The sequence below is a fragment of the Nocardioides pelophilus genome, from assembly GCF_014180685.1.
In the GTDB taxonomy this organism is placed as follows: Bacteria; Actinomycetota; Actinomycetes; order Propionibacteriales; family Nocardioidaceae; genus Nocardioides; species Nocardioides pelophilus.
Genome location: NZ_JACEHF010000148.1, coordinates 1 through 10,557 on the forward strand (window position 1 = coordinate 1; position 10,557 = coordinate 10,557).

The window sequence follows — 10,557 nt, forward strand, 5'->3', positions numbered from 1 at the left end:
CGTCAACGACTCACCCTCCCTGGTGCAGGCAGACGTCGGCATCGCAGTCGGCGCCGGCACCGACGTCGCCATCGAAGCCGCCGACGTCGTCCTCATGCGCTCCGACCCGCTCGACGTCCCGGTAGCGCTCACGATCGGCCGCGGCACGCTGCGGAAGATGCGCCAGAACCTCGGCTGGGCGGTGGGCTACAACGCCATCGCGCTCCCCATTGCGGCGGGCGTGTTCGAGCCCTCCTTCGGGCTGGTGCTCAGGCCGGAGGTCGCCGCCTTGTCGATGTCGGGGTCCAGCTTCCTGGTCGCGGTCAACGCGCTCCTGCTCAAGCGCCTGCGGTTGCCTGCACAGCCCGCGGAGGCTGAGCCGGTAAGGGACGAACGCCTTCAGCCCGTGGGCTGACGCTCATCCCCTGCGAGGGCTTGCCGAGCGAACGCCGGCAAGTCCTCGCATGTAGTCACTGCTGACCCGGCTCCTTTGGCAGTGGCAGCGCCAAGAGTGCCCGCAGGAACTCTCGGGCACTCCATCGAGCATCCGGAAGGCCCGAGGCCGAGCCCTGGAAGTCGGGGACGGGCCGTGCATCGGCTTCTTCCTTCGTCGTGGCCGGACCGTTCTCCTCGATGTCCTGGACCAGCCAGTCCATCTCCTTGATCTCCTTGCGCTGCGTCGCCGTGATCGCGTCGGCGAGTTCACGGACCCGCACGTCCTCGATACCGGATCTCTCACTGGTCAAGATCGCGATCGAGTGGTGAGGGATCATCGCCTTCATGTAGCTCTCGTCATCGACCAGGGCCTGCGAACGCGACAGGTAAAGGGCAGTGCCGCCGAGGACGAATGCGCCCAGGATGATGCCGATGTTCACCACGCGATTGCGGTACATCACCCCCCACATGAAGGCCAGCATGATCAGTGCCATCGCCGCGCCCATGAGGAGCGCCATGTACACGCGCTCCTCGCTGAAGCGGACATGATCGGCGCTGAACGCATTGGTGTAGGTGAGCGCGAACATCACGGCAGTCGAGGTCGCGATCATCAGGCCGAAGCGCAGATACATCTTCGCCTCGTGGTGTCCCCCGGAGTCGCCGGCGCGGGCTCGGTTGTCACTCTTCTCGCGATCGGAATGTTCGCCCGGCTCGCGGTGGTTGGCATGCTGTTGTTCGTTCTGCTGACGCTGGTTCATCTCATCGTCCCTCAAGATCGAAGTGGGTGCGTGCAGGCGGCATGGGATGACCGAACCGTTCGGATCCGGCCATCCCGAGCGGCCGCGTTAACCGATGGCGCTCAGGACGCGGTTGCAGGCGTCCTCGCACCGCCGGCACGCCTCGGCGCAGATGCGGCAGTGCTCATGCATCTCGGCGTGCTTCTCGCACTCCTCCGCGCAGGACTTGCAGGCTTGAGCGCACGCCTGCAGCACTGCGCGGGTGATGTTGGCGTCGTAACCGGTGTGGCGTGACAGCACCCGGCCAGTGGCCTCGCAGATGTCGGCGCAGTCTGTGTTCGTGCGGATGCACTTGGTCAGTTCGGCGACCATCTCCTCGCTCAGGCATGCGTCGGCGCACGCCGCGCACGCCTGAGCGCACTCCACGCATGCTTCGACGCATTGCGCCAAGAGCTCGCGGTCGGTGTTGATCTCCGCCGGGTAGGTCTCCATCATGTCGCTGATCGTGCTGGTCATGAGTTTCTCCGTCTCGTCGTGACGTGGTCCTGTGGGCTGTCGAACGAGCAGCAGCGCGGCACCATGGTGATGACGCCGGCTGCACAGAGCCCTCAGGTCCGGATCGCCGGAGACGCACGTGGTGGCGAGAGGGGCGGGGGACTTCCGCGGGCACTTGCCCTCCAGTGAGCGGCGAGGAGCCGCCGCGACGGCGGTGCCCTCAGCATGCGGTTCGCATCACGCCAGAACCCGCCCGGGCGCAACAGCAGGACGCTGACGGCAAGGATGGACAGACAGGCGCCCAGCATGTGCAGCAGATGGGCGGGTTCATCCTCGCTACCAGGACCGTGACTGGATCCGGGTAGAAGGCCGCCGCTGCCCTCACGGACTCGCGCAAGAGCCGGCGCCTGGTCGGCGTGAGCAACCGCTTCGGCGACAGCCGCAGGAGTGGCAACTGTCATCCCAACGTGTCGTGCGAACAGGTCATCGCCGGAGATGCCGGCAAGAACGAAGAGAGCGGCCAGGACACAACCAGCGAGCGTTCGAACTCGGCTGGAGGGCGGTCGCTGGCGGCGGTCCATCACCCCGCCCGTACCCCGAGGTGCTCTGGTCCATACGTCGGGTGCCCGACCGATCGATGGTGCCGTCAGTGGGCGACGAGATCTACCCGCGACGGCCACGGGTTCGGCCGACAACCGGCCAAGCCCTTCGTCTGCTGCAACATCACCGGCGCGAGCCTTCCGGAACCGGGGCACCCGACGTGGGGGTAGCCCAGGGCGTGACCCGTCTCGTGGTTGATGACGTAGCGCCGATATGCCTGCAGGTCACCGGCGTATCCGTCTGCGCCGAACTGCCAGCGCCAGGCGTTGAGGACGACGTCCCCGCCGTTGCGGCAGGACAGCCGACCGCCCGTGTCGAGCGGTGCACAGAGTCGATCGGCCGTCTGCGGAGTGGCCAGGACGATGCGGAGGTCGGCATGCCCATCGACGCGGACGAGCGTATGGCGCGTCGCCCAGCCGCGCTGATCAGCCAGGGTCGCTTCGACCAGCCGCGCCACATCCACGGTGCTGAAGGGCAGGCCCCGCTCGACCTCGACCCGGTACGTCACCCCTTCCTGCGAGCCGAGTGGCGCAGCGGCGGCGACTTCGAAGGTGCCGGGGCCGCGCTCCGGAATGCGAGTGGCGGGGGAAGGCGGCCCCTTCGGAACCGGGTCACGATCTCGACCAACCGCGACCTCACCGTCTGGTCGCCCGCCCTTGAGAGTCGGGTCAGGGAAGGGCGCGGACGGCGAGGCAGCAACTGCAGTGCGGCGGCCCGCCTCCCCGGTGTCCGGTGCGCCGGGGATGAGGAACGCGACCGGCCCAACCACGGAGGCAGTCGTAGCCACCACTGCCAGGACGGTGAGTCCGCTCGTGGCACGCCGACGCGGCGCGCGATGGGAACCCGCGCGTCGATGGGTGGCTCTGCGCTTGCTCACCGTCCCTCGACCTTCACAGCACGCGCGACCAGGTGTCGCCGTCGTCGGTGGACCGGTAGGCGGCCGTCTCGGTGGCGGCGTACCAGCCCTGAGTGCTGATGGTGAACGCGGCCGGCTGGCCATCGATTGAGCCGACCTCGCGCCATGTTCGACCGGTGTCGGTGCTGACCCGAACGACGCCGTCGGGGTCGATACCCGCCAGGGTCCCGTCCGGAGTGGTGTCGAGGTACATCATGGTCGAACCGCCAAGCTCACGGGTCTCCCCGGATATGGCGTCGATGCTGAGGAGCTGGCCGTGGCCGTCGGTCGCGATCAGCGGGTCGCCTTCATCGAACGCCGCGACGCTGATCAGCGGACCGCGGAACATCTCGTCGAAGCTCTTCCGGTCCTCGGTTCGCAGCAGACGGCCAGAGGTCGCGTCGTATGCGTAGAGCGCGTCGCCGGCGGGCTCGAGGATGTGGAAGTCCGCCTCACCCTGGAGGGCGAGCGGCGTCCAGGTCTCTCCGGCGTCGGTGGACTCGATCAGGCCCAGGTGAGCGGGCAGGTCCTCGCGGAGGTCCGGGTGCCCGCTTCCCAGGAAGTGGCCAGGGCCGACAACGGTGAACGCCATCGTGTCCTGATACCGGTCTGCGACGCGGCTCGGCCGGCCGCTCTCGTCGACGTGGAAGAGGCCGAAGTGGGTGGCGACGTAGAGGCTGTCGTCGGCGGGATCGACGCCGAGACCGTGGATGTGGCCGACGCTCGTGTCGTCATCGGCGGGCGGCGCGGTCGCTGGGGTGTCCTTGGCGCAGGCGCTCGTGAGGAGAGCGGCGCCAATGAGGATGGCCATGAGGGCGACATGGGGTCGGTACATAAGGGCGGCTCCGAGGTGAGGATCGGTGCCAGGCAGGCGGAGGAGCTCCGTCCTGCCCGGCACCAGGAACGACATTAGGAGTTCAGCAGGTCCTGCATCGTCTGGATCTCCTCCGCCTGCGTCGTCTCGATCTCCTTGGCCATGTTGACGGCCTCGGGGAACTCGCCCTCGGACTGCTCGGTCTTGGCCATCTCGATCGCACCCTCGTGGTGCTCGATCATCATGGTGAGGAACATCTGGTCGAACTCCGCGCCGGCGGCCGCCTCGAGCTCGGCCATCTCGTCCTCGGTCATCATTCCGCCCATCTCATCGGACGACATGTCGCCGTGATCCATACCCGACATGCCCTCATCCGGGACGTCCTCGCCCCAAGACTCCAGCCAGCCGGTCAGGGTCTCGATCTCGGGGCCCTGGGCTGCCTCGATGTCGGCGGCGAGGTCCTTGACCTCTTGGCTCTCGGCGCGTGATTCGGCGAGGTCGGCCATCTCGATGGCCTGCTGGTGGTGGGGGATCATCTCCTGGGCGAAGGTGACGTCGGCCTCGTTATGGCTGGCCGCGGTGTCAGTGTCGTCGTCGTTGCCGCAGGCGGCGAGGGTGAACAGCGAGGCCGCCACAACGGCGGTAATTAGCGACTTGCGCATGAGTGTTGCTCCATCTGTGTGATCGGGTGTCTGGGCAGGCGAAACTCGAGACGCCCCAGGGTGGGCGCCTCGTGACGGATACCTGTCAGCAGCGGATCACACAGAGCATGTCGAGGCTGGGCGGGTCGCGGTCACGCCCGATGAACAGCAGGGGCTGCCATGCCGGCAAAAGGGTACGAGGGATGCGGAAGCCCCGACGCGCCAGCAGGAGCGCGATCCCCAGCACCAAACCGGCCAACACGGCCAGACAGAGGCCAAGCAGCGTCGCCCCACTCTCGCCGACCGGCTCGTCAGAATCCATTCCCGCCGGCACATCCGTCACGACCGGTGCAGATGCACCCGGCTCACTCTCAGACGGGCCAGAGTGGTCATGGACGCGGGAGTCGGCGGGGATCATGACGCTCGCGGGTGTTGCTCCCATGGAGTGGACGCCTGTGTGGGATCCCCAACCGTGCATCGACAGAAGGCCGAACAGCGCGACGGTCACCGCGGCCAGCGCGTAGCGCGCACCGCGTGTCCCGGCCGGTGCTCGGAGGTCCCGCATGCCGCCGATCTTAGTTGGGCACGAACAGGCAGGAATCATGGCTCATTCTCCGGGCCCGACTGCGATTCGAGCCACGCCGCGCTTATGTCCCGAAAACGCCAGCGCAAGCCGTCTGATCCGAGCAGACATCGTCAAGAAGTTCTGGAGTCGACACGCTGGGTTGTGCGCGTCTGCGCAGGTCAGAGCACACATCGGCAAGTAAGGTCAAAGGATCCAGCGGTGGAACGTGCACGCGCTGGAGGTCCAGAGGTCGCAGGTTCAAATCCTGCCCCCGCTACAAAGTAGAAGTGCAGGTCAGAGGCCGCTTCCGGAGAGATCCGGAGGCGGCCTCTGGTCATTGCTGTGGGCCCGATGTCAGCACATTGTCAAAGCGCTGCTCCCTCCAGCCCCTCGGACGCGGCTCGCACGCAGTCAGATGGACTACGGCGTTGGGGCGCCTGACGATCCCGCGACAGGTCGGGCCTATCCTGATCCCGGTTCTCCTTGAGAGCGGGAACCATCCCATCAGTCTTCACAGACGTCGAGGCGATGCATGGCGCTCGCAACAGTTCAGCTGTTGCCCTGGCACGGACGGCATCTTGCCGTTCGGCGGGCCGGGGTCGGCCCGTCGGTCGTCCTGATCCATGGCATGGCCGGCTCGCTCACCACCTGGGATCCGGTGTTCGCGGAGCTGGCCCGGAACTGCGATGTCATCGCTGTCGACTTGCCCGGCCATGGCACGTCATCTCGGATGCGAGGCGACTACTCACTCGGGTCGATGGCCGCGTCCGTCCGCGACGTCCTCGACGTGCTGGACGTCAAGCGGGCCACTGTCGTCGGGCACTCCCTCGGTGGCGGCATCGCCATGCAGTTCATGTACCAGTTCCCCGAACGTTGCGAGCGACTGGTCTTGGTGGGCAGCGGCGGGCTTGGGCGTGAAGTCACGCCCATGCTGCGGGCGCTCGCGGTGCCCGGTGCCGGTCTCGCGCTCGGCGCCGTCGCCCGCCTGCAACACCAGCGACACGTAGCCGCCGCTGGGAGATTGGTGCGCCCGCTGGCTGCTCGGGTATGGAACGACCTTCCCTACATGCTCCGGCAGATGGCGACCCTCGACGATCCCGAGACACGCAGATCCTTCTTGGCGACCATTCACGCGGTCATCGACGTCGGTGGTCAAGGGATCAACGCGACCGACCGGCTCCACCTCGCGGCCGGGCTGCCCACGCTGATCGTGTGGGGCGAACACGACCGGATGATCCCGAGTCGACATGGCCGCGCCGCTGCCGAGCTCGTCCCCGGCTGCCGGTTCGAGCTCATCCCCGGCGCCGGCCACTACCCGCACGAGGACAACCCCGAGCTGTTCGCCAGTCTCGTCGCCGACTTCATCGCCACCACACAGCCGCGGGACATGACTGCGTCTTAACCGCCGTTGTCGCGAACACTGGCTCTGCCGCACGGACAGGTGACGCCTGATCCGCGAGGGCCGGCTGTCCACTGGTCCTGGGACCAATTGCCCTGCCGTCGGTGCGCGGCTGCCGAGAACCTGAAGGGAGAAGGCGCACATGCCGATCCTGTCCGGCGGGAACGGCAGCGGCTTGAGCGATTCCTGTTCCCAAGGAGATGCCATGAAGGCCCCACGCACACAGCGCCGATCGGGAAAGTGGCCGGGCACTGCGAAGGTCATAGGGCTCGGGCTGGTCATGGTCGCCGCTGGCGCACTCGCGATAACCGCCGACCTGGCGGGGATTCAGCTTGCCGTCGTGGTGCTCCTGGTTCCGGTCGTGATGATGCTCGTGCTCGGTGACACCAAGCCCTCAGACGAGTACCCGGGCAGCTACGACGGGCACTACGACGATCACCAATACGACGAACACGACCACGGGTACCACTACCGGGGAAGGTCCTGACCGTCGACAGTAAACCTCACGAACGCTGCAGCCTCGTAGTTGGACGGCTGTCGCCGTGAGGCGCTCGGCCATGCTCGCTGAGGTCTGATGACCAAGGCCATCGCTGGCACGCCACCTGGACGGGCAGGCCGTCCTCGGCGATCACCTCGACCGCCGCGTCAGCGGTCGACGATGACGTAAGTGACGCTGTAACCGGACGGGCAGGGGCAGCTGCAGGTGATGATGCCGCCGGCTTGGCGGATGGTGCGGAGCATTGTCTGGAACAGGTCGCGCGCCACGACTTCGGTGTGCCAGGTCATGGTCGGCTCCCGCCGAGGAGCTGGACGAGCTCACCGAGCATCGCTTTGCCACGCAAGGGATGTTCGGTGCGGGTGCGGGTTACGTTGAACCAGCCGTCCCAGTGGGCCGAGCCGGGCCCGGAGCAACCGGGACCGAGATCGAGCCGCACGTAGCCGACCTGGCGGTCGTGATCGACAACGCAGGCACCCTCATGGATCGGCGAGCCGAACGCCCGCTGGGCCCAGGGGGTCGGACGATGCAGTCGTCTTGATCTCGGTAAACGTAAGTAGTAACTTACCGTTCGTGACCACTTACGCAGTCGATGCCTGGGCGGCGTTGGCCGACCCCACCAGGCGGGAGATCTTCTCCCGGCTGGCGGTGCGAGCCCGCTCGGTCACGGAGCTGGCGAGCGAGCTGCCGGTCAGCCGACCGGCGGTCTCCCAGCACCTGCGGGTGCTCAAGGACGCCGACCTGGTGCGGGTCCGACCTGAGGGCACCCGCCGTATCTACGCCGCGGATCCCGACGGTCTGCGGGCGATGCGTGCCGAGCTCGAGACGTTCTGGAGCGCGGCGCTGACCACCTTCAAGATGCTCGCCGAGGCCGAGCCGCAGGAATCGGAGTAGGACCATGACCAGCACCACACAGGGTGAAGCCGTCCGGCTCGACGTCACCGTCGAGGTGAGCGCCGAGCGCGCCTTCAGGGTGTTCACCGAGCAGTTCGACCAGATCAAGCCGCGCGAGCACAACCTGCTGGCGCCCGAGGCGATCGTTGACACCGTCTTCGAGACGCACGTCGGCGGACACGTCTATGACCGCGGCGAGGACGGCTCCGTCTGCCGGTGGGCCCGGGTGCTGGCCTTCGACCCACCGCGGCGCTTCGTGATCAGCTGGGACATCTCACCGACCTGGGAGCTCGTGACGGACCTTTCCGAGGCCAGCGAGGTCGAGGTCACCTTCGTTCCCGAGGGCCCGGACCGGACGCGCGTCGAGCTGGAGCACCGCCACCTCGAGCGCCACGGCGGGGGCTGGGAGTCACTTCGCGAGGACGTCGCGGGGGAGGGCGGCTGGCCGCTCTACCTGCAGCGGTACGCCGGCACGGTCGCATCCTGACCTCACCCACGATCCCGCCCCGACAGGTGGGCGAGTGGCTCAGGCGGCGCCCGGCTCGACGACCGGGATGCCGGCGATCCGCCACTCGAGGACGCCCTCGGCGGCTCGCCTGGCGGTGAGTCCGTTGGCGTTCAGGAGGCGGACCGCGTCGTGGGCGAGGACGCAGTAGCGGCCGCGGCAGTAGGCGACGATCTCCCGGTCGCGCGGGAGCTCCGCGACCCGCTGGCTGAGCTGCTCGAGGGGGATGTGGAGGGCGCCGGGCAGGTGACCGCCGGCGTACTCGGGCTCGGGCCGGACGTCGAGGACGACGGCGTCCCCGCGCTCGAGCCGCCGGAGGAGCTCGGCGGTGTCGACGGGGTCGGTGTCCTCGGGGCCGAGGTAGGTACGCCGTGCGAGCTCGGTGTGCGGCCGGTGCTGCTGTGCGACCCGGCGGAGGTGGTCCCAGAGACCGGCGACGTCGACGCCGGTGAGGGAGTAGTAGACCCGGCGCCCGTCGCGCCGGGTCTCGACCAGCCCGGCCTCGCGGAGCGTCTGCAGGTGGGCCGAGCAGGTGCTCACCCCGAGCTCGGCCGCCGAGGCGAGGTCATCGACGCTGCGGGGTCCTTGGGTGAGCAGGTCGATCAGCTCGAGCCGCTTCGGGCTGCCGAGCGCCTTCCCGACCGCGGCGAACTCCGCGAACAGCGCGTCCTTGGCGACACGTTCGCCCATCACCGACCTCCTGTGGGTTCCACTGCTCGTGCGGGTTGGTGGGTCTCGTACATCCTGACGGCGACGACCAGCGCGGAGACGAGGGTGATCGCGCCCGCCGCCCAGACCGCGGCCCTGAGTCCCCACAGGTCCGCGACCACTCCGCCCATCAGGGCGCCGACGGCGTACCCGAGGTCGCGCCAGACCCGGTAGATCCCGACCGCGCGGCCCCGCCACGCGGGGTGTGCGACGTCGCCGATGGCGGCGAGCAGGGTGGGGTAGACCATCGCGGTGCCGGCGCCGAGCAGGATCGTGCCGACGGCCCACGGCCCGAAGCCGTCGGCGCTCGCGATCACGGCCAGGGCGCTCGCCTGGGTGAGCATCCCGACGGTGATCAGGTGCTTGCGCCCCCACCGGTCCGACATGGCCCCGGTGAACAGCTGTCCGACGCCCCACACGGCGGGATAGAGCGCGAACAGCACGCCGATCCGCCCGACGGACATGCCCGAGCCGGCGAAGAGGAGCGGGAACAGTCCCCACGAGAGCCCGAAGTTGAGGTTGTTGACCAGGCCGGCCTGGCTCGCCGAGGAAAGGGCGGGCTCGCGGAGGCTGGTCTGGGCGAACACCTCGCGATTGCCGAGCTCGCCGTGCAGGTGGTCGTGCCGACCGTCGGGGCGCGGGACGTGGTCCGCGGCCTCGGCGCGGGCATGCCCCCGGGTCTCCCGCACCGCAAGGGTCGAGAGGCCGAGGGCCAGGGCCGTGTAGGAGAGCCCGAGGAGGAACGGCGCGGGGCGCAGGCCGTGCTCGGCGGCGAGGTAGCCCGCCGCGAGCGAGGTGAGGGCGACGGCGCCGTAGCCGGCGGCCTCGTTGAGGCCCATCGCCAGGCCCCGTTGTCGTGGGCCGACCAGGTCGATCTTCATGATCACGGTCGTCGACCAGGTCAGTCCCTGGTTGATCCCGAGCAGCACGTTCGCCGCCACCACCCAGCCCCAGCTGGGCGCCCAGATCAGCATCAACGGCACGGGGACCGCGAACAGCCAGCCGGCGATCAGCACCGGCTTGCGGCCGTAGCGGTCCGACCAGGTGCCGGCGAAGTAGTTGGCGGCCGCCTTGCTGATGCCGAAGGCGACCACGTAGGTGAAGATGAAGGTGTAGCCGGTCAGGCCGAACTCCTCCTCGGCGAGGAGGGGCAGGACGGTCTGTTGCTGGCCGACCATGCCGCCGACCAGAGCGTTGATGGCCACCAGCAGGGTGAACTGCGCGGCGTTCGCCCGGAGCCCCAAGCTCACCGGGCTGGCCCCGTTCACGCGCCTGGCTCCAACGGCCGCCCGGTCGCCTCTGCCCACTCCGCCGGCCCGCCGTCGAGGACCGCGACCTCCCGGTGGCCGGCGCGGGCGAGCAGGCTGGCGGCCCCCATCGCCCGGTCGCCGTGG

At 68.5% G+C, this 10,557-nt stretch carries 13 protein-coding genes and 1 pseudogene; 5 read left to right on the forward strand and 9 right to left on the reverse strand.

Annotated features, from left to right (window positions below):
• A pseudogene (locus H0488_RS18480) lies at positions 1-394 on the forward strand (ATPase P); the annotation flags it as partial.
• A gap of 55 nt (positions 395-449) precedes the next feature.
• Here H0488_RS18480 and H0488_RS18485 read toward each other — a convergent pair.
• The 6 genes from H0488_RS18485 to H0488_RS18510 form a co-directional block, all read right to left on the reverse strand.
• Entirely contained in the window at positions 450-1,172 is a 723-nt protein-coding gene (locus H0488_RS18485; RefSeq protein ID WP_220794768.1) for a DUF305 domain-containing protein, read from the reverse strand.
• An 87-nt stretch (positions 1,173-1,259) separates the two neighbouring features.
• Positions 1,260-1,667 (reverse strand): four-helix bundle copper-binding protein, encoded by a 408-nt coding sequence (locus H0488_RS18490; RefSeq protein WP_183100712.1) that lies wholly within the window; start codon positions 1,665-1,667, stop codon positions 1,260-1,262.
• A gap of 625 nt (positions 1,668-2,292) precedes the next feature.
• A complete protein-coding gene (locus tag H0488_RS18495; protein ID WP_246372451.1) occupies positions 2,293-3,246 on the reverse strand; it encodes a DUF3152 domain-containing protein in 954 nt (317 codons plus the stop codon).
• On the reverse strand, positions 3,137-3,952 hold the full coding sequence (locus H0488_RS18500) for a F510_1955 family glycosylhydrolase (RefSeq protein WP_246372453.1): 816 nt from the start codon (positions 3,950-3,952) through the stop codon (positions 3,137-3,139). The genes H0488_RS18495 and H0488_RS18500 overlap by 110 nt, the downstream gene beginning before the upstream one ends.
• 98 nt (positions 3,953-4,050) lie before the next feature.
• Complete coding sequence (locus H0488_RS18505; RefSeq protein ID WP_183100715.1) at positions 4,051-4,617, reverse strand: DUF305 domain-containing protein; 567 nt, start codon at positions 4,615-4,617, stop codon at positions 4,051-4,053.
• A gap of 85 nt (positions 4,618-4,702) precedes the next feature.
• Positions 4,703-5,161 (reverse strand): DUF6153 family protein, encoded by a 459-nt coding sequence (locus H0488_RS18510; protein WP_183100716.1) that lies wholly within the window; start codon positions 5,159-5,161, stop codon positions 4,703-4,705.
• A gap of 532 nt (positions 5,162-5,693) precedes the next feature.
• On the opposite strand from H0488_RS18510, the gene H0488_RS18515 reads away from it, so the two are divergent.
• Both H0488_RS18515 and H0488_RS18520 read left to right on the forward strand, forming a co-directional pair.
• A complete protein-coding gene (locus H0488_RS18515; protein WP_183100717.1) occupies positions 5,694-6,563 on the forward strand; it encodes an alpha/beta fold hydrolase in 870 nt (289 codons plus the stop codon).
• Between the two features lie 202 nt (positions 6,564-6,765).
• Positions 6,766-7,047 (forward strand): hypothetical protein, encoded by a 282-nt coding sequence (locus H0488_RS18520; RefSeq protein WP_183100718.1) that lies wholly within the window; start codon positions 6,766-6,768, stop codon positions 7,045-7,047.
• A gap of 158 nt (positions 7,048-7,205) precedes the next feature.
• On the opposite strand, the gene H0488_RS18525 is transcribed toward H0488_RS18520, so the two are convergent.
• Positions 7,206-7,346 (reverse strand): hypothetical protein, encoded by a 141-nt coding sequence (locus tag H0488_RS18525; protein WP_183100719.1) that lies wholly within the window; start codon positions 7,344-7,346, stop codon positions 7,206-7,208.
• Positions 7,347-7,629: 283 nt separating this feature from the next.
• Here H0488_RS18525 and H0488_RS18530 point away from each other — a divergent pair, with 283 nt between their 5' ends.
• Together H0488_RS18530 and H0488_RS18535 are read left to right on the forward strand one after the other, a co-directional pair.
• Positions 7,630-7,950 carry an ArsR/SmtB family transcription factor gene (locus H0488_RS18530; protein WP_183100720.1) on the forward strand — a complete coding sequence of 107 codons (321 nt, stop codon included), beginning with the start codon at positions 7,630-7,632 and terminating at the stop codon, positions 7,948-7,950.
• A 4-nt stretch (positions 7,951-7,954) separates the two neighbouring features.
• A complete protein-coding gene (locus H0488_RS18535) occupies positions 7,955-8,437 on the forward strand; it encodes an SRPBCC family protein (RefSeq protein WP_183100721.1) in 483 nt (160 codons plus the stop codon).
• Between the two features lie 39 nt (positions 8,438-8,476).
• Here H0488_RS18535 and H0488_RS18540 read toward each other — a convergent pair whose 3' ends face one another.
• Both H0488_RS18540 and H0488_RS18545 read right to left on the reverse strand, forming a co-directional pair.
• The gene (locus tag H0488_RS18540; RefSeq protein ID WP_183100722.1) at positions 8,477-9,145 is read right to left on the reverse strand and encodes an ArsR/SmtB family transcription factor; all 669 of its coding nucleotides are present in this window, start codon (positions 9,143-9,145) and stop codon (positions 8,477-8,479) included.
• Positions 9,145-10,431: an MFS transporter gene (locus H0488_RS18545; RefSeq protein ID WP_183100723.1), complete on the reverse strand. Its 1,287-nt coding sequence runs from the start codon at positions 10,429-10,431 to the stop codon at positions 9,145-9,147. The genes H0488_RS18540 and H0488_RS18545 overlap by 1 nt, the downstream gene beginning before the upstream one ends.
• Positions 10,432-10,557: the final 126 nt, after the last annotated feature.

What these genes read in the sequence shown, in the direction of transcription:
- H0488_RS18490 (WP_183100712.1), bottom strand. Translation starts at nt 1,667, where the DNA reads ATGACCAGCACGATCAGCGACATGATGGAGACCTACCCGGCGGAGATC.
- H0488_RS18520 (WP_183100718.1), top strand. Translation starts at nt 6,766, where the DNA reads ATGAAGGCCCCACGCACACAGCGCCGATCGGGAAAGTGGCCGGGCACT.
- H0488_RS18525 (WP_183100719.1), bottom strand. Translation starts at nt 7,346, where the DNA reads ATGACCTGGCACACCGAAGTCGTGGCGCGCGACCTGTTCCAGACAATG.
- H0488_RS18495 (WP_246372451.1), bottom strand. Translation starts at nt 3,246, where the DNA reads ATGGCCAGCCGGCCGCGTTCACCATCAGCACTCAGGGCTGGTACGCCG.
- H0488_RS18485 (WP_220794768.1), bottom strand. Translation starts at nt 1,172, where the DNA reads ATGAACCAGCGTCAGCAGAACGAACAACAGCATGCCAACCACCGCGAG.
- H0488_RS18515 (WP_183100717.1), top strand. Translation starts at nt 5,694, where the DNA reads ATGGCGCTCGCAACAGTTCAGCTGTTGCCCTGGCACGGACGGCATCTT.
- H0488_RS18505 (WP_183100715.1), bottom strand. Translation starts at nt 4,617, where the DNA reads ATGCGCAAGTCGCTAATTACCGCCGTTGTGGCGGCCTCGCTGTTCACC.
- H0488_RS18535 (WP_183100721.1), top strand. Translation starts at nt 7,955, where the DNA reads ATGACCAGCACCACACAGGGTGAAGCCGTCCGGCTCGACGTCACCGTC.
- H0488_RS18500 (WP_246372453.1), bottom strand. Translation starts at nt 3,952, where the DNA reads ATGGCCATCCTCATTGGCGCCGCTCTCCTCACGAGCGCCTGCGCCAAG.
- H0488_RS18510 (WP_183100716.1), bottom strand. Translation starts at nt 5,161, where the DNA reads ATGCGGGACCTCCGAGCACCGGCCGGGACACGCGGTGCGCGCTACGCG.
- H0488_RS18540 (WP_183100722.1), bottom strand. Translation starts at nt 9,145, where the DNA reads ATGGGCGAACGTGTCGCCAAGGACGCGCTGTTCGCGGAGTTCGCCGCG.